The organism is Limnobaculum allomyrinae (assembly GCF_016649425.1).
GTDB lineage: Bacteria > Pseudomonadota > Gammaproteobacteria > Enterobacterales > Enterobacteriaceae > Limnobaculum > Limnobaculum allomyrinae.
Genome location: NZ_JADRCR010000005.1, coordinates 111,137 through 133,872 on the forward strand (window position 1 = coordinate 111,137; position 22,736 = coordinate 133,872).

Genomic DNA, 22,736 nt, shown 5'->3' on the forward strand with positions numbered 1-22,736 from the left:
TAACGTTCGGGTGCCTTTTTGCTTTTTAACGAACTGAAATCAGGAGAATTATAAAATGACTACGTTATGCCCGGAATGCGGCTCTGACCGTGTAAGTGAACGTCATATTGGCAGGAAGACGGGAGGTATTGTCGGCGGAGCGGCTGGCGCACTCAGTGGTGCAGGAACGGGAGCGGCGATTGGTTCAGTTGTGCCTGTGGTGGGTACAGCGACAGGGGCAATTATTGGCGCATTACTGGGACGGTTTGTCGCCGGTGCAACCGCTGGGGCTGTTACTGGTTCTGCTATGGATGGCGTGCTGTTTGATCGTTATGCGTGTCGGGACTGTGAGCATACATTCGATTGATTATGTTGATGTTTTTTACTCGACCTCCTTCAGTAATACATCCATTCCTTTCACCCCCTCCTTATTGATTGATCTGTACTGACGATCAATTCACGTCATTTAATGGTTTTTTCTGATTAAAATAATGCAATTGATCGTTATTGCCTATTGATTTAAACGATCGGTTTTAGATTATTGATCGGTATTAACAATTTTACACTTCTCGGCCTTCCTGAAAAGATCACTAAAAATCTGTCTTCAATCAGATCGTTACCTGCGGGGTATTTTGAAGACCGTTTAGGTTTTTTGGCAGCGAATGGTTCGTCTGGCTGGTAAGCAAAGAGAGGGTGTAAATGGAAGAAAAAGCAAAGGCAGGTGGCAATCCGATAAAGGAGGCTGTGGACATTTTACCTGAGGGGATCAGAAAAATCGTTCTCGGCAGGTTGAATGAGATCGTCGGTTATGAACCCCGAATTGGCATTATGGGTAAAACCGGCTCAGGTAAATCGAGCCTGTGTAATGCCATTTTCAAAGGGGAAGAATGCCCGGTCAGCGATGTGGGAGCCTGTACCCGCGAAGTAAAGGAAGTGCGTATCCAGTTTGGGAAACGTTCTCTTTATCTGGTGGATATCCCCGGCGTGGGCGAAAGCGCCGAACGTGACAGTGAGTATGAAAAGCTCTATAGCGGATTGATGCCGAAACTCGACCTGATCCTGTGGGTTATCAAGGGGGACGATCGCGTTCTGGCACCCGATGAGCGTTTCTACAAAGAGGTGCTTATCCCTGCCGGAGGCAAATCGAAAATGCTGTTTGTTCTGAATCAGGTGGACAAAATCGAGCCATTCCGGGAATGGGATGAGCAGAATTGTTGTCCCTCTCCCCGTCAGATGAAAAATATCGCCGAGAAGAAAGAGTACATCAGTCAGTACCTTGGTTTTCCTGAACATCCGATTGTCGCTGTATCGGCCAATGAGGGTTACAACGTGACTCATCTGGTTGAAGAGATGGTTCGGGCGCTCCCAAAGTACGCCCAAAGCGCAGTAGCGGCCCAGGTCAAAGAGGAGCACAAAACAGAAAAGGTCATAGAAGAAGCCACCGACGGTTTCGGAGACACCGTAGATCAGATTATCGATGAAATCATTGATATGGCCCCGATCCCTAAACCTGCCGCAGCTCTGGCTAAGGCAGCCAAAAAACTGGTGGTGGAAGGAATTAAGAAAGCCTGGAGTTTTTTCTTTGGCTAAATTTTATTATCTCTTTTATATCAATTAAATATAATTAATTAAGGTGAAAAAATGAAAGGCACCATACTTGATTTTTCAGTTCAAACAAGCATCGGGATTATCAGCGGTAATGATGACCAGCGTTATACGTTTCAGGGGAAAGACTGGCGTGAACAGTCCACACCTAAACGTGGTGACGCTGTTGATTTTGGGGTCGCGGAAGGAAACGTGGCTGAAGATATTTTTCTTGTTTTAGTTCCGGTTAAAAAATCAAATCTCGCCACCATTAACAATATAAAAGCGTTAGGAAGTGAAAGCGAGCATATTGCTATACTGGAAAAAGAACGTAATTATAATATAATCGATTGGTTTATGAAATGTCTGAATAATTGTACAAATTTTTCTGCAAGAGCACGTAGAAAAGAGTATTGGATGTTTGGATTAATGGTATTAGGTCCAGCTGTTATCGCATTCTTTATTGACATGATAATGTTCTACGGGGAAATGAGAGTTCTTTGGTTGGTTATTATTCTTGGTGCTATTCCAGGTATTGCTCTTAATGTCCGTCGTTTGCACGATATTAACCTCCCTGGCTGGCTCGCTATTCTGTTATTTATTCCGTTGATTGGTGGTATTGTAGGTATTGTTATTGGATGTATTGATACAAAACCAGAGCCAAACCAGTGGGGCTACCCAACTAAATAAGTTATTCGCATGAGGTGACTTATATAAGTCACCTCACTACGAAAAATAATATCGGTTTTTATCAAAAGAAAATTGATATTACCTAATGTTGTCTTTTCGTGAAGAAAAGTGACAAAATCTAATTGTTTAGGGATAACTACGAAAGAAATTATTAGTTGCATTTCTTTAAATTCCTCAAGGATAATAAAATGAATCAATCAGTTGAAAGAAAAGATAATATCATTAAAAATGTCATTGCTGCATGGAAGGATAAATATAACGCTAAAGACAAGAAAGGTAAAATATGGATTTTTGTTGCTCTTATATTCTTCTTTCTCTGTATTTTGCGATTGCTTGTATTTATATTTAGTGCGTTTGGCGATGGTTTACCTGACTGTAATAATTCAAAATTAATCAACGATAAATTGCCAACTCTTGTTAATAATTTCATTAAAAGACAAGATCCCAGCATTTATAATCCTAAAACTACAATCTCAAAAGTTGAAGAAATATGGTACGACAAAAAGGCTGGATTGAGGCAATGTAGTGGCTCGTTAACTATGCGTGCGGATTCAGATATTGAAACCTATGATTTTACCTATCAGATCGCTTGGACTAATAAAGAAAAAAATGAGTATCAATACAGAATTATTGATGTTGATTTTTAAATCAAAACAATGATTAAATATTTTTAATAAAGGGAATACAATATGAAGAAATTAATTATTGGTGTGGTATTTATTTCTGGAGTTATGTTTACAGGTTCTTCTTTTGCAAATGTAGCTGATCTGTCGTGTAAGTTTGAAAATGGAGGAGATATGCTCGTTACGCATGATGATGACAGTATTTATATTGCCTATAGTGAACCTAAATTTTCACCAGATGATAATGTTATTATTATTGATAAAGCGTCGAAGAGTACTAAACAGGGATATGGCAATTCGGACTCTTATTTTACCTTAATTGGAACTATTGATAATGGTGAAAGAGCGGTTATTGAATTCTTACCAATAACCGAAAATGGCGTCATTAGGGCATCGCTTTTATTTGAGGATGAAACAGGAAGACCAACTGAAGAATTTAATTGTATTCCAGGTACAATTAAAGCGAGAAGCGATCTTTCTGCAAAAGGCATTCCTGATGTTAAATAAGTTTAATAAAGGAAATACCTCATGAAAAAATTAACCAACGTTGCAATACTGACTCTGGTTGCTTTGTTTTCCGCTTCTTCCTTTGCCAAATGGCATGGATGTCAAGAGCAAAACCTTATTTTCTTTGCTTATAACATAAAACATACGAAAGCGGTAGAACTCTGCCAAACGGAGGAAGGTTATAGATACACTTTTGGACCTATTGGAAAACCAGAAATTATTCTAGAAAAAGATAGCAATGATGTTACTCGCGGAGGAGGTATGGCTGGAGGATTTGATATTAAAAATGGTGATATTATTTACGGGGTAATGGAAGATAAATTTGGTAATTCTGCTCTCATCGTGCAGAAATCTGATTATAGTAAAGTTCTGGCTGAGATTGAACTTGATAGTGGAGATAAAGCCTACGTCAATAAAACGTATGAATATTTCCATTAACGGTTTACGTCATTGATGCTCAGATCTGTACTGACAATAGCAATCATTATTATCAATGCAGGTCTGAGTAATATATTTGATTTTTTTATATACAGTTTCCCATACCTTTTTTTTGCCATTGAATCGTAGGAGTAAATACATTGACAAAGAGAGCATAATAATTCCCCACCATTTTATATGGCGGGGAATATACCTCTTCAATTAAAACCCCCTCATCCCGTTGATAAATGTATCTATCACGTTGCAAACCTTCTCATAAATTCGCTTAAGCACCATTTTTCTTTCAAGTATTTTGGGTGTCCATGTCAGTGCTCGCGCTACTTCATCCTCTCGGGGAGTTACATTGGTGAACAGGTAATTATCCAGTAAGGTAGCAATTTTAGCTTCATCCAGTTTTTCTTCGGCACAAAGTTTTGCTATGGTTTTACGTTTTTCCCGTTCAACGTAGGTTTCGAAGATTTGAGTGATATCCTCATCATGAGAGACATGCAGCAGATTTTCCTCGATAAAGTTATCAATCAGCTCACGTTTGCTACGTAACGTAACATCACTGTCAACGATATCCATGACTTTTTTCTTCTGTTCCTGCTGTTCTCTCGGCGGCATGGCCTGGATGCCTGCCAGTAATCGCAGGATATAGCCAACGTTAATTTCATCACGATGAATTAATGAAACCTCAAAATCGACTTCATCCAGAATAGATACTTTATCTTTATCAGAGTGTTTTTTCACCTTGTCATAAATATCGAGATATTTACTGGTGTAATCGGCTAGTGTCTGATCGGATAATGGTTTATTTACTTCGTCAAAGTCCGCAAAGCTTTCCAGTATATTCTTAAGTCGCATCACGTCGCGGAAGGCAGTCACAAAGGCGAGTTGAGCTTTTTCATCCGGCAGGTTGTCCACACTTTCAACTGTGGGGGCTAGGGTTAATAGGGTATCTACAGCAGATTGATAGTCGCTCAGGTACTCCTCAAAAGGTTTAACCAGCACGACTGAGGATGCGTCTTTATTCGAGAACAGTGCGATAGCATCATCAGTGGCTTTCTTCAGGTTGCGGAAGCAGACGATATTACCATGGCTTTTCTTCTCATTAAGAATACGGTTGGTACGGGAGAATGCCTGTATCAGACCGTGGTAACGCAGGTTTTTATCTACATAAAGCGTATTCAACGTTGGGCTATCAAAGCCTGTCAGGAACATATTGACCACCAGCAGGATATCGATACCTTTTTCCTTAGTACGCTGCGCAATATTTTTGTAATAATTATAAAAGCTTTGTGAATCACTGGCAGAATAACTAGTACCATATAGAGAATTGTAATCTCGGATAAAGCTGTCCAGATGATCACGACTGGAAATGTCGATTTTTCCGCCTTGGGGCAGACTGATATCTTCTTCATCCAGTAAACCGTTAACAGCCTCCTTATCGCTTTTATCTTCCTCATTCGCTGCATAAGTAAAGATAGTCGCGATACGCAACGGTTTATAGGTTGGGTCGACCTGCTGTAGCTCAATTTGTTTTTCTTTAAAGAGTTTATAGTACTTAATTAGCATATCTACCGAGCCAACGCAGAACATGGCGGTAAACTCACGGTTTCGGGTCTTTGCATTATGGTGAGCCAGAACGTAGTCAGTTATTTTGCCCAGCCGGATATCACTTTCCATGACCTCTTTAGTGTCGATATCCTCAACATTGATATCAATTTCGTTGTTAGTTTCCTTACGGCGATAAGTTCCTACATACTCCACTGCAAAACGTAATACGTTTTCATCGCGAATGGCATCGACAATTACATACTTGTGCAGACATTTATCAAACAGCATTTCAGTTGTCTGCTTGATGCCATTGGTTATATTGACGTTATCAGCAAAAATCGGTGTTCCGGTAAAGCCAAACAGTTGTGAATTTTCAAAGAAATTCACGATAGCCTTGTGAGTATCACCAAACTGGCTGCGGTGGCATTCGTCAAAGATGAAGACAATACGTTCTTTGCGAAGATGTTCCAGCTGTGCTTTATAGACTTCATGAGTAATAGCATTGTTTAACTTTTGAATGGTTGTCAGCGTCAGCTTACTGCTGGTTACCTTCAGGTGCTTGATCAGTGTACTGGTGTTGTTGGTGGTATCTACGCTGTCTTTAGCGAAGCTATTAAACTCTTTCGCAGTCTGGTAATCCAGATCGCGGCGATCAACCACAAAAATGACACGATCCACTTCAGGCATCGACATGATTACCTGACTGGCCTTAAACGACGTTAAAGTTTTACCGGAACCGGTTGTGTGCCAGATATATCCATTACGAGGTTTTCCCTGCAAATAGAGGCTGTCTTTCACATGCCGGATTATAGCTTCACAGGCATAGTACTGATAGGGGCGCATCACCATCAGACACTTACGGGTTTCATTCAATACCGTATAGTGAGTGATCATTTTGGCAATGTGGCACACCTTCAGGAAAGCTTCGGCAAACTTCTCCAGTGATTTAATTGGCTCATTCTTTTCGTCTGTCCAGAAGAAGGTCTGCTCGAAATGGTTAGCACGGTTATTAGCGTAGTATTTGGTATCGACACCATTACTGATGATAAACAACTGCACATACTGGAACAAGCCACTGCCAACCCAGAAAGCATCCCGATGATAACGGTCAATCTGATTAAACGCTTCTTTCAAACCTAGGCCACGACGCTTAAGTTCAATTTGCACCAACGGCAGACCGTTAATCAGCAGCGTGACGTCAAAGCGGGTTTTACGCGTATTTTGCTCGGCATTGAATTGTTTCACCTGACGAGTGACCTGAAACTCATTTTGGCACCACTCTTCTTTATTGATAAAGATGAGCCATTTCTCTGTACCATCATCACGCAGCAACCGGTAGCGATCTCGCAGGATTTTGGCACGATCGATGACTTCATTCCCTTTGGTCAAATGCAGGAAAATACGATTAAATTCGCTGTCGGTAAGTGGGTTAGCTTCCAGCCGATTATGAATTTCAATCTGCTTTCTCAGGTTGGCCTTCATACTGGCTTCATCAGTGACATTCACCAGTTCGTAGTGCATACCCACCAGTTGGTTAACCAGCTGCGTTTCTAACTCGTATTCACTTTGCGTTGTCATGGGAGCGTCCTACCCTTTCTATCGGAAAAGCCCGAATCAGTTCAAGCTGGTTAATATTTATATGAACATTTGCTGGAGTAGACCTTGTTTCCAAGTCGTTAACCTATCCAATTCAGACTTTTTAATGATGATTTTATCGTCAACTGAGGCTAGAAAATTGGCGATTTTGGTTTGTTCATCAATACTTGGTAGTGGAACCATTAATTCTAATAAATTTTTCTTTGTGATACTTAAAACTGAGACACCAGTGGCAATTACTTTTATCTGTTTCCTGACCTCTGATGATTGCATCATGTAACAGCCGAAACCTGGAGCCATATGGGTAGACGGTCTTGCTAAAAAAGTGTGTAATCCTGCAACCATCTGTCGCTGCCCGACGTTCATGATCTCAATACACTTGCCAATATCATTGTAATCCTCAGAAGCATCCGCAATGACTAAATCCCCTTTTCTACAGAAATTGTCCTCGGCTATTTTTATATGATCAGATATATAAGGAACTAATTCTTTATTTATATCAAATCGGCAATTGAATTTAGTATGTATATCACCATAGTGAATGTTTTTAATTATCCCATTTTCATAGTTAAGTTCATTTCGGGATAAAGAATTAGTGCCTAAAAGACTATATACTGTTCTAAAGGGTTTAATTTTCCAGGCTGGGTAGGCATTACCATTCTCATTCCTAAATTTTAATTCCTGACTAAAAATCTTCTGTATTGCACTTTTTTTATACTCACATAGCAAGTTGTACTGCTTGTTTAGTAACGAGATTTTTTCGTCAACAGATGACAGAAAATTTGCAATTTTGGTTTGCTCTTTAATATTCGGAATACATACTTTTATTTGATGTAAGACACTTCCTTTTATACCTTGAACTGTTCCGCCTGTAGCTTTGCTGATGAGCTCCATTTGAAACGATGGAGATAAAAAAAGCTGTTTCAAAAATGAGTTTTGTAGTAGCTTTTCTTTCCCTCGATATTTAATAACTCTTTGCGCAAGGGCAATATTCTCTTTATCGATAGTTGCAACATTACCTAAGGGCGCTTCAGTAGTAATTAAAACATCGCCAATTTTCGGCTTGCCTCTTCTCATTACTTCATCATACTCACTAGGGTCAATGAACTCTTGTGAGCTTTCGTAATCTATGTATCCCTGTTTGATATTCTTGGCCGTAACCAAGAATACTCCACTATCAGTTTTATTAGGTGTTTTTCCCCGATAGTCAACATAATCAGCCAAGTCTATTATCGATTTTTCATACCATTCACTATCAGTTATGGGAAATCTTAACTTAGGCACACTCATTACTTATCCCCCTCTGCCAACTTAAACGGCACATTAATCCCCAATTCTTTACAGAATCCAGCAATGGTTTTATCAATCTCGGCTACTTTGCCTTCCAGTTCATGAATTTCATGGGCTACAACATTGAGATCAATTTCATCTTCTGCTTCAAAGATATCAACATAGCGAGGGATGTTGAGGTTGTAATCGTTACCTCGGATCTCTTCTAGGGTCGCTATATAGCTATACTTCTCATTTGCTTTCCAGTCATTGTAAGTATCTGCAATCTTGTCGATATGTTCCGGCAGCAGGCGATTTTGGGTTTTCACCTTCTCAAAATCGTTGCTGGCATCAATAAACAAAATACCGTTGTTGTGCTTGCGGCACTTACGCAACACCAGTACACAGGTCGGAATACTTGTGCCATAAAAGATATTGGCAGGTAGCCCGATTACTGCGTCAATACAGTTCAGTTGCTCAATCATGAACTTGCGAATATGGCCTTCTGTCGAACTACGGAACAGTACGCCATGTGGTAGTACGACAGCCACCGTGCCGTCGTCTTCAAGGTGATAGAACATATGCTGCACAAATGCCATATCTGCTTTGCTGGATGGAGCCAGTTTGCCGTATTGAGCAAAGCGGTCATCATTCATAAATAACGGGCTGGCGCTCCATTTGGCCGAGAACGGCGGGTTGGCAACAATCGCATCAAACTTCAGATGAGTATGCTGCGGATGCTCCAGCGTATCTTCCTGCATGATTTCAAAGTCAGCATAATGAATACCATGCAGGATCATGTTCATCCGTGCCAGGTTATAGGTAGTACGGTTCATTTCCTGGCCGTAGATTTTAACGACAGAAGAGGCTTCGCGTTTTACACGCAACAGCAATGAGCCGGAGCCGCATGTCGGGTCATAAACGCTTTTTAACTTCAGCTTATGGGTGGTTACAATTTTTGCCAGAAGCGTGGATACTGGTTGTGGGGTATAGAACTCACCAGCTTTCTTACCTGCACCGGAAGCGAACTGACCAATCAGATATTCGTAAGCGTCACCGAGGATATCGGAGCTTGCTTCGCTCAGGTTAAAGCTCAGTTTGTCGAGTTCGGTAATAACCTTTCCAATTAATTCGTTTTTGGCTTTGGCTGTATTACCCAGCTTACTGGAACCCAAATCAAGATCTTCGAATAGATTACTGAAGTCATCAGCGGAATCAGTACCCAGTGTGCTTTGTTCGATATTCCGCAGAGTAGTAGCCAGATCTTCCAGAATAAAACCAACACCTTCACCTTTCTGGTCATCTGCAACTCGCTGAGCCATGGTGTGAAACAGGTCAGTTGGCGGCAGGAAGTAACCCAGCGTCCGAATGCTATCGTCTTTTACCGCGTCAATGATGTCCTGATAGGCTGGGTGTTCAGCTGTCAGTTCGTTGTACTGGATACCGTCTTCCTTAAGGATTTTGTTGGCATAGGCCACGAACTTTTCGGACAGATACTTGTAAAAGATGAAACCAAGGCAATAGTCACGAAATTCATCAGCGTTCATCTTACCACGCAGGGTATCTGCGATATTCCAGAGACGGCTTTGCAGTTCGCTTAAATTTTGGGCTTCAATCTGGGGAGACATGCTTCTTCCTGTTGTTTTGTTCTGATCCCGACAAGGGGGAAATACTTCATTAAATGATACCACTGAGAAGGTTCTGGATCAGTTGTTCATTCAGTGCAATTAGGTGTCCTGATAATGATGTCTCCATACAGTTCCGGGCGTGCTTTCGCTCACTAAGAAAAGAGGGCTGTAGGCGATGACATTATGCATTGTAATGCTTGAAAACCCTGCATAAATGTAACTCCCGCTATCGTTATGGGCTGTTAGATATTGTAGTTTCACTTACTTACTATAGTTCTATCTCACTGACATCCAGTCGTACTTTTATACGTTTTTTTTGATTTATTTTTGCTAATTATGCGTATTTTTCGTACTATTTTATCAATTATCAAATCATTGACAATACTTTTAGATGCTAGGGTCAGGAGGGAGAGTGGAAAGCAATCGCAGCCATAAACCGTGGGTTAATGACGACGAACAAACTGGTTTAGAACATTTCGGTAAGAGACTGAAAAAGATTATCGATAAACAATCTGTCGCGTCTTTTGCTAGAGACTGCAAGCTTTCTGAAGCCTCAGTGAGGAAATACCTTAATTCTGGCACGGTGCCGGGTATCGACACTGTGGCAGCTATTTCAGCGCATACCGGCTGCTCCCTGACTTGGCTCATTACGGGAGAAGGAGAACCACACATCGACAAAACTGGTCAGGTAAGCAACCGCCTGCCAGATGAAGAGATCGCGAAGTGGTGGAGCACGATGACTGAAGCTTTGCGTGTTGAAGACAGAATCAACATTATCACCGCGTTTCAGTATGGTGGTCTGAATGCGGTATTTAAGCCGGATCTCATTACCGATAATCCACTCAAGCCAAAAGCCCGGCAATGAGTACGATGCCCATAGAAACGAGGATGCTGGTAAAATGCGGCATATTCAACATCAATAATCAGATTTAGGCGGTAGGTAATGAGGGCAGGACACAAAAGTGAACATACCCAAATGGTCAACAGGGTGCTTCGTGATGTAGCCGGACAACAGGGGCGGCCCGTTAGTGAGATTTTTGGGAAGCTATTTCAGACTCCCGGCGTAGCTAATGCTGGCATACTAAAAGAGCTTTTTCGTGAAACTTTTCAGCGCCTTTATCCCGAAGAGTCGTTTAATCGCGTCATCTGGTGTCCTTTCTGCGAATGCTTTGATCTTGTCCGTACTGACGAATCAGCGGTGTATGGTGAATCACTGTGGACATTCAGTTCCACTCAATTTTGAAGCGAGTGTTGGGTGTTTGATGGTTAAGCGATGTGTGACGCTGTAGATGACTGACGCGTCATAATGGCTCAATGGCTCAATGGCTCAATGGCTGTCTGGTGCGGTTGTTCGTCAAAAGTATTGCTGGCATCGCTATTAGGCACGTTTTCCTTCTGACTGTAATTCCAGTTCCACTCTCCTCGGCTGATACTGTAAATCCCCGTTTTGCAGGTCTTACAGTACTTGTCTCCCTGGTAGTGCGAATGGCACCATACACAAAACCAGTATCTCGTTGCTACCAACGTATCCAGTTCGTTAATCATCGTGCGTAAGCGCATTATGAAGACCCGCTTTCTGATTGCAGCTAACAGATGGCCGCATCCCGTCACCTGTGCTTTCGTTGTCTCATCATCGGGAGCATGTTCAAACCAGACTTCTTCTCCAGTCGTATCGTTACACAGCTTCAAAGGGCAATGGCAGTCGGTACAGAACCACTGGCCGTTACCGGAGGCTTTGTTCACCATGACGTAATGGTCTTCACTGTCGAAGGCCATGTAGAGCTTCACATCCTGCAAGATGGATTTATGCATAGTTATTCACTTCCTGCTGTCGGTAATCATCTTCAATGAAACAACAATCAGGAAAGACGAGTATCCTTTCAAAATTAGCCACGCAACCATTTAATTAATGGGCGTCTAGATATCGTCAATCCTGATGTTGCTGTTTAAATGCGCTGTAAGAGATTTTGAGAGGGGTTTATAGCTAATGTGATGAATCTATTGAATTTATGATGTTGTTAGCTTCTGAGCGGGTTACAGACTGTTTAAATTCCTGCTTGTGATTAACTCTTTAAAATTAACCTCGTGACTGGTCAATGCGTTCCTGAACCCATTTTTCCACTTCGCTTTGCATCCAGCGGGAACTACGGCCTAATTTAATTGGCTCAGGGAACTTCCCTTCGCTTATCAGCTTGTAAAACCACTTATCCGTCAATCCAGTAAAATTGGTGATGAAAGCCATATTAACCATTTTATCGTCAAGCAGGCGGTGTGTCTTATTCTGAGCATCCATGAGTATGTCTCCATATGGATTATTGAGAGTTATGGAGAAGCGTTGGCTGTAATGAATAACCGTTGACGCATTCTCCTTCTCAACATCCACATGTCAGTAATAAAATAATTTTTACCGTTACCTGACAGAACACCCGAAGTTGCGATAACCATCTGATTTATCTTTGCTGCGTATCTTCGCCAGATACATGGCTCTGTCGGTCAACTCTTCGTAATCGACTTTGAAATCGGGATTATTACGGTTTAACTGCCAAAAACCAGAAACAGGAAGATGAACCAGTCCATGATGGTCTCTATGAGAGTCTGAACGTTTGATAGTCCGTATCCAGGCATTAATGACCTTCTGAAACACACTGTAGCGGTCGAATGACGTTTCGGTATGTCTCCTGCCCGGCCATGGGTATGCGTCTTTGTTCAGCAGCAGAATCACGTGATAGTGGTGCTTTGTTTCCTCCTGATTAATCTCCCTTACCCAGAAATATCTCACCTTGCAGGTTAACGTTCCCTTACCGGTTTTTCTCTTGCGTTTAATGTCTTCAGCTATCTGGGATTTCACTGAGTCAATGAAGCGGGAGATAACGTCAGGGTAGTCGTAGTAACGTGTAGGGCAGTCCAGCCGTTCTTCTTCATCAGGAAAGCGAAGGTCAAACCTGACAGCCAGCAACCGGGGATAGTGCTCCAGGGCTTTATCGATGGTTTCTTTGATACGCCGGACATAGTACGGATTAGAGTCGTTTCTACCAGATGTCTTCTTGTGCTTTCTCTTCTTGCTCATTGCGTTGAGTCCTTAGCTGATTGAGGTCAGTTCATCGGATCTCTGGTAATGATTTACGGAATGAGGTTGCTCTCTTCTTGTCCCTTCTGATTACTGTCGTTTCTCTGACCTGTCTCCATGGTTATGACTCTGTGTCTATGGGTATTACTGTATGTCCATTATTAACAATACGGAGAACAGAACGGTAAGAATGGGTGGTTTGCAATAGAAGAAGAAACCTACCAAAACAGGTACCAATCGACATGAAATCATGTGGAACTCACTCCTGAGTTATGCATGGCGTTTTTTGATAGTTTTGAGCGGCGTGGCATCGATATGTACACGTTATTTAGAGGTTGATGAAAACTGGCTGGAATGGAGATTACATACAGTAAGTACCCCAGTATTTTTTTACGTAAACCCTGCCGTATCTCACAGTAAGAGAAGCCTACATCCAGAGATGTACTGGAGTGATGGACTTTTTAGCGCTATATTTGTAATGCACTATTTTTTAAGAAAGTGCATCACTTTTGGGGATGCACTTATCAATAAAAAATTAATTGTAAAAATGATGATTAGTGCATCCCTGAATCAGCATTGTACCGTTAACAGACAAGGAGGATGTGTGGCAGGTAAAAACAGAATTATGGTGAATTTTTCATCAAAAAGGCTGAAGGATGTAATTGCTAAGATTGCAGCGGAAAACCACATCAGTCAGTCGAAGGCTATTGAGAAACTGGTTTCATTCCGGCTTTTTGAGGGTAATGGAGATCCCGTGGTTGATGCCTTCAGTAAGGCCAGTAAGAACGTTATTGAGCAACAACAGCAAAGCGATGATGAATTTCATATCGCTCTGAATACACCGTATATTAAACATTCTGTACGTCTTTATATGGCGGATGGACATATATCCGAAAGCGGCTTGCTAAAATTCACATCGGATGAATTTGGAAAGCTTAATGTTTCAATTATTGAAAAGGAAATTAAGAGGCTTATTAATGACCATATTGAAAAAATAAAGCCTAATGAATGGGTGAGAGTGTTCGGGGATGAAAATATTATTTTTTCTGATTTATGGCTGATTTTTATTAATGAGATAATTGTTGAATATAAATCCGTAAGGCTGGATTCTGGTGGTGGAGTAATCTATATTGATTTTAGAGCCAAAAACATTCGCTGTATTCCCTTTACATTTAACAAACATGATTTATTAGGGAAAAGATATTGTAATGCAATGGAGCATCTTGATTTTAATTCTGTTGAGTACCGTACTTTTAAAAGCGTGGCAACGAAAGGCTGGAACAGAAATAAACACTCACATCTCCTGTATATTGGCCTGGCGTCTGATTCCGTTAAGGGTGGTTTTTTTATTGGTGTACAATATGAGGAAAATGATAAAAAATTTACAAAACAGTCTCCCATGTCTCCACTTTCACCCCCTGAGGAGGTATTACCTAATACATTTAACGCACGTTACAGTGAGATTAATCCAGAGCTAAAAATTAACATTTATCACATACCCGGTAGTTTTAAAATAAGAAACCTGACACCGACGCTGGAAAGTAATATTAATAAAGGTTAATTAATTTGAATAAAAAATCAAACATATATAATTAATATGCAATTTGGGTTGGTTGTTTTTTGATCTGGCTCTGTTGTGCCAGACATTTCTACGCTGACACTTGTGCGACGCTGAACCGCTACATTGCCTGTTTCGGTATTCCCGAAAGCTGAACCCATTTCTCTGCTCAACACCTGAACCAAAGGCCATGCTCCTGTAAAGGGGCATGGCCTTTGTCATTTATGCAACCAGAAAAGGAAATTAACCATGAGATTAGCCAGCCGTTTTGGGCGGATTAACCAGATTCGTCGTGACCGTCCATTAACCCATGAAGAACTGATCCGCCATGTGCCCAGCGTTTTCAGTGAAAATAAACACGAATCCCGAAGTGACAGATATACCTATATCCCAACAATTACTCTGCTGGATAATCTTCAGCGGGAAGGCTTCCGACCGTTCTTTGCCTGCCAGACCCGTGTTCGGGATGAGAGTAAACGCGAACATACGAAGCACATGCTGCGTTTGCGCCGCGAGGGGCAAATTACGGGTAAACAGGTGCCGGAAATTATCCTGCTGAACAGCCATGATGGTTCCAGTAGCTATCAGATGCTGCCGGGTTTGTTCAGAGCTATCTGTTGTAATGGACTGGTTTGTGGTGAGTCTTTTGGTGAAGTTCGCGTACCTCATAAAGGTAATGTCGTCGAAAAGGTTATTGAAGGCGCGTATGAGGTGCTCGGTATTTTCGATAAGGTTGAAGAAAAACGCGATGCCATGCAGTCGTTGATGTTACCTCCACCTGCACAACACGCACTGGCTAAAGCGGCACTGACATACCGTTTTGGTGAAGAGCATCAACCTGTTACCGAATCGCAGTTACTGGCTCCCCGACGCTGGCAGGATGAATCCGGGGATCTCTGGACAACTTATCAACGTATTCAGGAGAACCTGATTAAGGGCGGCTTATCCGGTCGCTCTGCGCAGGGGAAACGTGCCAGAACTCGTGCCATTAATGGCATCGATAGTGACGTTAAGCTCAATCGCGCTCTGTGGGTAATGGCTGAAAATATGCTGCAACTTGCATCGTAAATCCCTTTGGTTATCCCACTTCATTTGTCGTGGTGTTTTGTTTTCTAAGGAGTCGTCATGTCTGAATTTAATTTAACTTCTGCCTTCCTGATAAATGAACAGCGTATTATTCGCCGCGCAATGCGTCTGCTGGAGAAATACCAGCGTCAACCTGGCGAGCAGTTTATTGCCACCGGCTTTACTAAAAACTGGCTGCAACTACGTCTTGCCCGACAGGAACGGGAAATATTTATGGCGCTGTATCTCGATAACCAGAACCGTCTGCTGGAGCATGAAACGCTGTTCCTCGGCACGATTAACAATACCGAAGTACATCCTCGCGAGGTTGTGAAATCGGCACTGCGCCACAACGCGGCTGCGGTGATCCTTGCCCATAACCATCCGTCAGGGGTTACAGATGCCAGCAAAGCAGACCGCACTATAACTGACCGGATCGTAAATGCCCTGAATCTGGTAGAAGTACGGGTACTGGATCATTTCATTATCGGTGATGGCGATACGTTGTCTTTTGCTGAGATGGGCTGGCTGTAACTTCAACCCCACATATTTATCTGCACTGAACAGGAATCTTTATGGAAAAACACGATAACCCTGAATGGGGGCTTCTGTGCGGGGCAATACCTCGCTTTAGCGCAAGGCTGGTCCAGGAAGGCAACCGGCTACATTATTTAGCTGACCGTGCCGGGATAACTGGTGCTTTCAATGAGGAAGAGTACAACCAACTGAATACCGCATTTCCGCACTTTATTGAACAGATGGAGCTGATGCTGCTTTCTGGTGAGCTTAACCCTCGCCATGTACATCGCGTAACGCTGTACCACAGCGAACTCACCTGCGAAGCAGATACCCTCGGTTCGCATGGCTACGTTTATATAGCGATTTATCCCACTCAACGTTAATTTCATTTTCCAACGAGAAACTATATGAAAACTCTTCCTGCAAATCAGCGGGTGGCGAAGCCATACCTGCCGCCTGTGCTCGTCTGGCAAACGCTACTTACACGCCTGCTGGAGCAACACTATGGCCTGACGCTGAACGATACGCCGTTCAGTGATGAAACTGTTATTCAGGAGCACATCAACGCCGGTATTACGCTGGCTGATGCTGTTAACTTTCTGGTGGAAAAGTACGAGCTGGTTCGTATCGATCGCAGAGGGTTTAACTGTCAGGAACAGTCACCTTATCTTCAGGCAGTAGATATTTTACGGGCAAGGCAGGCAACCGGCCTGTTGCGGCAAATTCATCATCCTTCGACACGCTGAATCTTGCGAGCCGTCTTCCTGATTTACATTCCCGAACATACTCCCGTTTTACTCATTGCATAATGCGCCTGCCATTTACGGCGGGCGTGTTTGCTTTTACGGACAAAATATCATGCAAACAGAAGCTGAAGTTTTAACCGATCATAATGAGCTAATTTGCTCGACCAGCATTGAGCGTATCGTCACCGGACGCGATGCTGCGCTGAAACAGATTGAGGCGCTAATTTCTCAACTTGATGACATTTCCCGACTTACTTCTGGGGTTGGTGGCGACGTAGCGAGTCATTGGGCGATGCGGCAGGGCCATTCTTTCGACTGCTGGCTGGTGCAACCTGTTGATAAAGCGATGCCAGTCATCACCCGCAATATCGACCGCAGCATCTGGCGCGATTTGATGTTGAAGTCAGGGATGCTGACGTTAATGGATGCTGAGGCGCGTAGCCAGTGGGCTAAGAACCTCGATGAGGGCGATCTTCCGGCAATCAGCAAAGCGAATATCCTGAGTACCTTTGAGCAGCTTCATCTCAACAAACAGGAGGTCTTCGAGCGTGGCATCATCAATGTGTTCAGGGGATTAAGCTGGGATTACAAAACCAATAACCCCTGTTACTTCGGCAAGAAGATTATCGTTAACAATCTGGTGACGTACGATAAATGGGGCTACGGCCTGAATTGGGGCTGGCGGCGTGACCAGTTAGCCGATCTGGAGCGCATGTTGTTCCTGCTGGATGGTAAAACCATTCCCGATAACCGGCACGATGTGACTATCCGACTGATGGACTTCATTCGCGATAATCCACGCCAGCAGGTATTCGAGGACGATTTCTTCACGATCCGCTATTTCCAGAAAGGTAGCGGGCATATCACGTTCAAGCGTCTAGATCTGGTAGAGAAGATGAACGATATCGTAGCGAAGTACTATCCGGGAGCATTGCCTGCGAGATGAGATGTTTTTATAAGCACAGTTGTGCTAACCTTAATAGGAGTTATTAAGTGTTATTAAACGAGGTAATCCCTATGGGTTCTCCCGCTAAACAGACCATCAGTGCTCAGATTCCCGTCGAGCTGGCTCTTGCCGTCGAGAATTTGGCTATAGAACTGGATCGTTCAAAAAGCTGGATTATAAAGGAGGCGTTGCTCTCCATGCTGGCAGAAAGAGAACGAAGACATCAAAGCGTACTGGCGGGGCTTGCCGACGTAGACGCAGGGCGAGTGGTGAGTCATTCGGATATGGTGGATTTCGCGAACCGTCTAAAGAAAGCCTGATAGATGGAAATTTACTGGACGCATAAAGCTCAGGACGATCTGGAGCGTATCTACAATTTTGCCCTTCAGTACAGCCGCCAACATGCTGATGATGTTTTAGACCGCCTAATAACCGGAAGTACTGGACTTACCGTGCATCCGGCAATTGGTGTACAGCAAACGCGATACGAGCCTCGCGAGGTCAGAAAGGTTTTGTTCGGTGACTACGAGATCCACTACGAAGTCAAAGATAATGACATTTTCATCGTTGACCTCTGGCATACGAAAGAAGAGTGCTAATCGTTGGCTCATTGCGACCTTTTGCGTTTCCCTCAAGCGGAAGGTATTATCCATTGAGCTGCGTATAGCTCAGTAACCTTAGATTGACCTGAGTCGAGTAGATATCGGTGACACCTGTAGCGGTGAGTATATAAACGAGTATATCTGTCGAAGTGATGACTTTTACTGTCTATAAATTTCAAATAGATAGCTATAAAATTCAAGTCCCGTCCTCGTACCAATATTAAAAAAATAGACGCTTATTGGCGTCTATTTTTTTGTCTTAACTTCACGTCTTTACACTTCTCTTTTCATGCTCTTTCAGCCTAAATACTTAAGCGATGGTAGCACTCACTAAAACAGGTACTCTTTAGATATTGTCATTCTCTTGAAGCTATGGATTGAAGTGAATCGTTTTAACGGCTGTAATTCGACTCAGGACGTGATTAAATCAATTTAATCAGATGAGATAACCCAAATTCTCTACTTTGTCTTTTAGTCGTTTCTCGCGTATTTGAAGAGGATTTTGGGATAAAGAAAAATCTCTTATGAAATGTACAATTAACTCTCTTTATTACTTTATATTCAGTTTAGTGAACTAAAGCTATCTTCATCACCAGAACATTGGTTTTGAGCATATTTAATGAACGTTTCCACATTCGATGCCTTCTTGTCGTTAACCATCATGATCGTTAACGCTATCTCTGTTATTAAAATAATCCCTGGTAGCGCGTGACTACATTGTGGAGTTATCAATAGAAAATTCTTCTAATTTTATAGCAAATTAACTTGCTGAAACTCTCTTTTTAAATCGTGATATCTATATAACTCTTGATTTATTAATTTTATTTATCAGTTAAATATAAAAGTAGTGATACAAAAACTAATACTAAAGTTAGTCGCTGTAAAATAGTTATATACATAAATATTTTTCTCACTCTGATATGTGATAAATGATCTTCTGTCCAATAAAAACTGAGTTTATTATTGTTAGTAAACATTAATGGTTTAACTCGAAAAACAATCATATTTTTTATTTAATGATAATATTTTTATTTGTTATGTTTTTAATGAGTTGATGTTTGTCAATCATGCGATGATTTTATTTTCATGGATAATTTTTTTAAATTTTATTTCTTATAAAAATATATTCTTTATCATGACATTATAACTTGTAGTTGTAGGCTTTAAATTAATCAAGTTAAATATTTATATTTTATTTCATGTTGATTTAATTGGTTAATTTATTTTTTGTTGTATGTTTTTTTATCTGTGCTTTTACCAAATTAATTTGTGTTTAATTGATACGATTGAATTATTTTTAACTCATACCATAATTTATTTCATTGAGTGTTGGTGAATTATTTTGCCTGCAATGAATTTATATTCTGGGGAATGGTATGGACAATGTTAACAATTCAAATAATCTAATGAACAATGAAATTAACGTCTTATCTCGATTGGATGGTAATTTTATTTCTTCAACTGAGCTTATTTCTGGAACACAAAGTATTACATTGGCTGAACCGTCGATTGTAAATATCCACGGTTCAGCTAAAACGGTTGCAAGTTATGAAAGGCAAGGCAATGATCTAATTATACATATGGCGGATGGCTCAATCGTAATATGTAAAGATTACTTTTTGGAAGTTGATGGAGCTCATAGTGAATTAGTTTTTACTGATGATTCTCAGGGAATCGTTCATGTTACATTCCCGGAAAGTCAGGAAGTGAATGTTCTTATTCCGGAATATCAAACGATAGGGGACATGTCCTCACTTTATTTGGTAGAGCAGCATAGTTCAGATTATCTTCTTCCATTGGGTATTGGGGCTTTAGCAATTTTAGGGACAGGTCTGGCAGTAGCTAACAGCAATAGCAAAAGCGCCTTTATTGATATATCTCCTGATGTTCCTCAACCTTCGATCCCGCCAGTACCAACCATTGTACCGCTTTTTACAGATAACCTGTTAAATCTTGCTGAAAGTCAAAATGAGCAGGTAATAAACGGTACAACAGGTATAACAGGCACGGGGCAAAGTGTAACCGTATCCATCGCAGGCAATATATATACGGCAAATGTCGATACCAATGGTAATTGGAGTTTAACGCTCTCTCCGTCTGTGTTAGCTTCGCTGGCTCAGGGAGAGCAGTCTGTAACGGTAGTAGCAACCAATAGTGCTGGTCTGACAGGAACGGTTTCAACGGTTTTTTTAGTCGATACCATTCCACCTGTAGTGACGGTTGATCCGGTTACTTCAGATAATGTTGTGAATCTGGCGGAGTCACAAAGTTCTATTTTCATTACCGGTACTTCTGAGCCTGGTGTGACCATATTAGTAACTTATAATAATCAACAATATACGACCAAAGTTGATGCGCAAGGTATTTGGAGTATAGAGTTACCACCAGATACGCTAAGCAGTATGAGTAATGAAATTTACACATTAACGGCTGTAGCTACTGACTCAGCTGGAAACAGTGCCAGTGCAAGTCAGTCCGTAACCATGGCACTTGTTCCGCCGTCCCCGACCATTAACTTACCTTTTGATGACGATATTCTTAACAGCAACGATGCCAGCCATACGCAGCTGCTTAGTGGCGTAACTAACTCTTATGGAGAAAGTCAGAAAGTTGCAGTGAATATCGGCGGTTTGCATGTGAATCAATATGCTATAACGCAGCGAGACAGCAGTGGTAAATGGGAAATACTTATTGCTCCTGAAGCTGGCGGTCATACTTATATCGCTCAAGTTGATATTGATGGTAACTGGGTGCTGGAGCTTCCCCCGGAGATTCTTCAACAACTTGATAATGGAACTATCACAATAACCGTCGTTGCTGCAGATGGACTGGGAAATTACGGCGTTGCGCCTCAAAAGGATTTTTATGTGGATACCATACCGCCGACTCTGACGGTAGATCCGATAGCAATAGATAATATTATTAGTGGCCCGGAAAGCCTCAATCCTCTCGTTATAACGGGAAGCTATGCCGATCTGGAAATTGGACAACCTATAACTCTGGTATTGAATGGTATTACTTATACCACGCTTGCCGATGGTAGTGGTTTGTGGAGTATTGAGATCCCATCAATAGATTTAATAGCGCTCCCCCAAGGAGAGGTAGATATTACATTCAGCGCCATCGATCTGGCAAAAAACAGCAGTACACAAACCAGTCTAATCACAGTTGATACACAAATATTTCTGACGGTCGCTCCAGTAGCGGGTGACGATGTCATCAATGCCAGTGAAGCCTCTTCCCCGGTAGTAGTTAGTGGAACGGCCGATCCTGCTGATAGTGGTCATACTGTCAAAGTGATATTGGGAGGCGTTGAATATACCACTACGGTGCAAATGGGTGGTTCCTGGAGTCTCTCTATTCCCTCTTCTGATATACAAGCATTAGCTGACGGTCCTTACGATCTGAGCGTTACCCTAAGCGATGCGGTGGGGAACAGCATTACTGTTGATCATACCATCACTCTGGTGGCGGACGCGGCTAACCTGCCAACGCTGACGGTTGCGCCGGTCTCCGGTGACGGCTACCTGAATGCCACCGAAGCCGGTTCACCACTGATTTTAAATGGTACTTCTACCCATGTTGAAGAAAACCAGATAGTCACGTTGACCCTAAATGGCATCACTTATACCACAACGGTTGCTTCTGACGGGCGTTGGAGCGTTACTGTACCGGTGATCGATCTGAATAACATTGTGGACGGTACTTATCAGGTGCTGGCAACGGTAAGCGATACCGCCGGTAACCCGGCGTCAGACAGCAAGCCGCTGGTATTAATCACCGACAGCGCCAACCTGCCGACACTGAGTGTGGATCCGGTGACGGCGGACGACATTGTTTCTGCCAGCGAGAGCCAGAGCGATGTGACCGTCAGCGGTGGCAGTACCCACCTGCAGCAAGGGCAGACGGTGACGGTCACCATTAACAGCATTGATTACACCGGTACGGTGGGCGCCAGCGGCAGCTGGAGCGTGACGGTGCCGGCCGCCGATGTGCAGGCACTGGCGCAGGGCAGCGTGGCCATCGCGGTGAGTGCCGACGATATTGCCGGTAACCCGGCAACCGCCTCAGACAGCTTTACGGTCGACACGCTGGTTAACCTGACGGTAGGTGTGGTGGCGGGGGACGATATCATCAACGCCGCCGAAGCCGGTGCCCCGGTGGTGGTCAGCGGTACCGCCGATGCTGCCGACAGCGGACAGACGGTGACCGTCACCCTGGAAGGCACCAGTTACACCACCACGGTACAGAGTGATGGCCGCTGGAGCCTCTCCATTCCGTCCGCGGATATCAGCGCACTGGCGGACGGGCCTTATACCCTGAATGCCAGCCTGAGCGATGCGGCCGGCAACAGTATCAGCGTTGACCATACCATCACCC

At 42.7% G+C, this 22,736-nt stretch carries 23 protein-coding genes; 17 read left to right on the forward strand and 6 right to left on the reverse strand.

Annotated elements, in window-relative coordinates:
- Nucleotides 1-55 precede the first annotated feature (55 nt).
- The 6 genes from I2494_RS11040 (at nt 56) to I2494_RS11065 (ending at nt 3,821) form a co-directional block, all read left to right on the forward strand.
- Nucleotides 56-346 (forward strand): hypothetical protein, encoded by a 291-nt coding sequence (locus I2494_RS11040; RefSeq protein WP_218466956.1) that lies wholly within the window; start codon nt 56-58, stop codon nt 344-346.
- Nucleotides 347-723: 377 nt separating this feature from the next.
- A complete protein-coding gene (locus I2494_RS11045) occupies nt 724-1,569 on the forward strand; it encodes a GTPase family protein (protein WP_228350924.1) in 846 nt (281 codons plus the stop codon).
- 51 nt (nt 1,570-1,620) lie between these two features.
- A complete protein-coding gene (locus tag I2494_RS11050) occupies nt 1,621-2,253 on the forward strand; it encodes a DUF805 domain-containing protein (RefSeq protein ID WP_218466954.1) in 633 nt (210 codons plus the stop codon).
- Nucleotides 2,254-2,441: 188 nt separating this feature from the next.
- Nucleotides 2,442-2,900, forward strand: a complete 459-nt coding sequence (locus tag I2494_RS11055; RefSeq protein WP_218466953.1) for a hypothetical protein — start codon at nt 2,442-2,444, stop codon at nt 2,898-2,900.
- A 42-nt stretch (nt 2,901-2,942) separates the two neighbouring features.
- Nucleotides 2,943-3,383 (forward strand): hypothetical protein, encoded by a 441-nt coding sequence (locus I2494_RS11060; protein WP_218466952.1) that lies wholly within the window; start codon nt 2,943-2,945, stop codon nt 3,381-3,383.
- 21 nt (nt 3,384-3,404) lie between these two features.
- The gene (locus I2494_RS11065; RefSeq protein WP_218466951.1) at nt 3,405-3,821 is read left to right on the forward strand and encodes a hypothetical protein; all 417 of its coding nucleotides are present in this window, start codon (nt 3,405-3,407) and stop codon (nt 3,819-3,821) included.
- A gap of 201 nt (nt 3,822-4,022) precedes the next feature.
- On the opposite strand, the gene I2494_RS11070 is transcribed toward I2494_RS11065, so the two are convergent.
- The 3 genes from I2494_RS11070 to I2494_RS11080 are packed head-to-tail and all read right to left on the reverse strand — an operon-like array spanning nt 4,023 to nt 9,853.
- A complete protein-coding gene (locus I2494_RS11070; RefSeq protein ID WP_218466950.1) occupies nt 4,023-6,938 on the reverse strand; it encodes a type I restriction endonuclease subunit R in 2,916 nt (971 codons plus the stop codon).
- A 57-nt stretch (nt 6,939-6,995) separates the two neighbouring features.
- Nucleotides 6,996-8,246, reverse strand: coding sequence for a restriction endonuclease subunit S (locus I2494_RS11075; protein WP_218466949.1), 1,251 nt, complete (start codon nt 8,244-8,246; stop codon nt 6,996-6,998).
- Nucleotides 8,246-9,853 carry a type I restriction-modification system subunit M gene (locus I2494_RS11080; protein ID WP_218466948.1) on the reverse strand — a complete coding sequence of 536 codons (1,608 nt, stop codon included), beginning with the start codon at nt 9,851-9,853 and terminating at the stop codon, nt 8,246-8,248. The genes I2494_RS11075 and I2494_RS11080 overlap by 1 nt, the downstream gene beginning before the upstream one ends.
- Before the next feature lie 412 nt (nt 9,854-10,265).
- On the opposite strand from I2494_RS11080, the gene I2494_RS11085 reads away from it, so the two are divergent.
- Nucleotides 10,266-10,718, forward strand: a complete 453-nt coding sequence (locus I2494_RS11085) for a helix-turn-helix domain-containing protein (protein WP_228350925.1) — start codon at nt 10,266-10,268, stop codon at nt 10,716-10,718.
- A 78-nt stretch (nt 10,719-10,796) separates the two neighbouring features.
- Complete coding sequence (locus I2494_RS11090) at nt 10,797-11,096, forward strand: hypothetical protein (protein ID WP_218466946.1); 300 nt, start codon at nt 10,797-10,799, stop codon at nt 11,094-11,096.
- Nucleotides 11,097-11,164: 68 nt separating this feature from the next.
- Here the strand turns inward: I2494_RS11090 and I2494_RS11095 are convergent, their stop codons facing one another.
- The 3 genes from I2494_RS11095 to I2494_RS11105 form a co-directional block, all read right to left on the reverse strand.
- Entirely contained in the window at nt 11,165-11,629 is a 465-nt protein-coding gene (locus tag I2494_RS11095; protein ID WP_218466945.1) for a zinc-ribbon domain-containing protein, read from the reverse strand.
- A 301-nt stretch (nt 11,630-11,930) separates the two neighbouring features.
- Nucleotides 11,931-12,146, reverse strand: a complete 216-nt coding sequence (locus I2494_RS11100) for a helix-turn-helix transcriptional regulator (RefSeq protein ID WP_049130855.1) — start codon at nt 12,144-12,146, stop codon at nt 11,931-11,933.
- A gap of 117 nt (nt 12,147-12,263) precedes the next feature.
- On the reverse strand, nt 12,264-12,920 hold the full coding sequence (locus tag I2494_RS11105; RefSeq protein ID WP_218466944.1) for an inovirus Gp2 family protein: 657 nt from the start codon (nt 12,918-12,920) through the stop codon (nt 12,264-12,266).
- A gap of 250 nt (nt 12,921-13,170) precedes the next feature.
- Between I2494_RS11105 and I2494_RS11110 the strand changes: the two genes are divergently transcribed.
- From I2494_RS11110 to I2494_RS11150, 9 genes are all read left to right on the forward strand, one after another.
- On the forward strand, nt 13,171-14,481 hold the full coding sequence (locus tag I2494_RS11110; RefSeq protein ID WP_218466943.1) for a hypothetical protein: 1,311 nt from the start codon (nt 13,171-13,173) through the stop codon (nt 14,479-14,481).
- Nucleotides 14,482-14,727: 246 nt separating this feature from the next.
- Complete coding sequence (locus I2494_RS11115; protein ID WP_218466942.1) at nt 14,728-15,546, forward strand: DUF932 domain-containing protein; 819 nt, start codon at nt 14,728-14,730, stop codon at nt 15,544-15,546.
- A gap of 57 nt (nt 15,547-15,603) precedes the next feature.
- On the forward strand, nt 15,604-16,077 hold the full coding sequence (gene radC / locus I2494_RS11120; protein ID WP_218466941.1) for a RadC family protein: 474 nt from the start codon (nt 15,604-15,606) through the stop codon (nt 16,075-16,077).
- A gap of 41 nt (nt 16,078-16,118) precedes the next feature.
- Nucleotides 16,119-16,445: a type IV toxin-antitoxin system YeeU family antitoxin gene (locus I2494_RS11125; protein ID WP_218466940.1), complete on the forward strand. Its 327-nt coding sequence runs from the start codon at nt 16,119-16,121 to the stop codon at nt 16,443-16,445.
- A 24-nt stretch (nt 16,446-16,469) separates the two neighbouring features.
- The gene (locus I2494_RS11130) at nt 16,470-16,808 is read left to right on the forward strand and encodes a TA system toxin CbtA family protein (RefSeq protein ID WP_218466939.1); all 339 of its coding nucleotides are present in this window, start codon (nt 16,470-16,472) and stop codon (nt 16,806-16,808) included.
- Nucleotides 16,809-16,920: 112 nt separating this feature from the next.
- Nucleotides 16,921-17,754, forward strand: coding sequence for a DUF4942 domain-containing protein (locus I2494_RS11135; RefSeq protein ID WP_218466938.1), 834 nt, complete (start codon nt 16,921-16,923; stop codon nt 17,752-17,754).
- 71 nt (nt 17,755-17,825) lie between these two features.
- Entirely contained in the window at nt 17,826-18,074 is a 249-nt protein-coding gene (locus I2494_RS11140) for a CopG family ribbon-helix-helix protein (RefSeq protein ID WP_218466937.1), read from the forward strand.
- A 3-nt stretch (nt 18,075-18,077) separates the two neighbouring features.
- A complete protein-coding gene (locus I2494_RS11145; protein ID WP_218466936.1) occupies nt 18,078-18,353 on the forward strand; it encodes a type II toxin-antitoxin system RelE/ParE family toxin in 276 nt (91 codons plus the stop codon).
- A 1,409-nt stretch (nt 18,354-19,762) separates the two neighbouring features.
- Nucleotides 19,763-22,736, forward strand: a 2,974-nt coding sequence (locus tag I2494_RS11150; RefSeq protein WP_407657907.1) for an Ig-like domain-containing protein, incomplete at its 3' end; no start/stop codon positions are given.

Coding starts and splice junctions, on each gene's coding strand:
- I2494_RS11040 (WP_218466956.1), top strand. CDS start 56: ATGACTACGTTATGCCCGGAATGCGGCTCTGACCGTGTAAGTGAACGT.
- I2494_RS11050 (WP_218466954.1), top strand. CDS start 1,621: ATGAAAGGCACCATACTTGATTTTTCAGTTCAAACAAGCATCGGGATT.
- I2494_RS11055 (WP_218466953.1), top strand. CDS start 2,442: ATGAATCAATCAGTTGAAAGAAAAGATAATATCATTAAAAATGTCATT.
- I2494_RS11060 (WP_218466952.1), top strand. CDS start 2,943: ATGAAGAAATTAATTATTGGTGTGGTATTTATTTCTGGAGTTATGTTT.
- I2494_RS11065 (WP_218466951.1), top strand. CDS start 3,405: ATGAAAAAATTAACCAACGTTGCAATACTGACTCTGGTTGCTTTGTTT.
- I2494_RS11070 (WP_218466950.1), bottom strand. CDS start 6,938: ATGACAACGCAAAGTGAATACGAGTTAGAAACGCAGCTGGTTAACCAA.
- I2494_RS11075 (WP_218466949.1), bottom strand. CDS start 8,246: ATGAGTGTGCCTAAGTTAAGATTTCCCATAACTGATAGTGAATGGTAT.
- I2494_RS11080 (WP_218466948.1), bottom strand. CDS start 9,853: ATGTCTCCCCAGATTGAAGCCCAAAATTTAAGCGAACTGCAAAGCCGT.
- I2494_RS11090 (WP_218466946.1), top strand. CDS start 10,797: ATGAGGGCAGGACACAAAAGTGAACATACCCAAATGGTCAACAGGGTG.
- I2494_RS11095 (WP_218466945.1), bottom strand. CDS start 11,629: ATGGCCTTCGACAGTGAAGACCATTACGTCATGGTGAACAAAGCCTCC.
- I2494_RS11100 (WP_049130855.1), bottom strand. CDS start 12,146: ATGGATGCTCAGAATAAGACACACCGCCTGCTTGACGATAAAATGGTT.
- I2494_RS11105 (WP_218466944.1), bottom strand. CDS start 12,920: ATGAGCAAGAAGAGAAAGCACAAGAAGACATCTGGTAGAAACGACTCT.
- I2494_RS11110 (WP_218466943.1), top strand. CDS start 13,171: ATGTGGAACTCACTCCTGAGTTATGCATGGCGTTTTTTGATAGTTTTG.
- I2494_RS11115 (WP_218466942.1), top strand. CDS start 14,728: ATGAGATTAGCCAGCCGTTTTGGGCGGATTAACCAGATTCGTCGTGAC.
- radC (WP_218466941.1), top strand. CDS start 15,604: ATGTCTGAATTTAATTTAACTTCTGCCTTCCTGATAAATGAACAGCGT.
- I2494_RS11125 (WP_218466940.1), top strand. CDS start 16,119: ATGGAAAAACACGATAACCCTGAATGGGGGCTTCTGTGCGGGGCAATA.
- I2494_RS11130 (WP_218466939.1), top strand. CDS start 16,470: ATGAAAACTCTTCCTGCAAATCAGCGGGTGGCGAAGCCATACCTGCCG.
- I2494_RS11135 (WP_218466938.1), top strand. CDS start 16,921: ATGCAAACAGAAGCTGAAGTTTTAACCGATCATAATGAGCTAATTTGC.
- I2494_RS11140 (WP_218466937.1), top strand. CDS start 17,826: ATGGGTTCTCCCGCTAAACAGACCATCAGTGCTCAGATTCCCGTCGAG.
- I2494_RS11145 (WP_218466936.1), top strand. CDS start 18,078: ATGGAAATTTACTGGACGCATAAAGCTCAGGACGATCTGGAGCGTATC.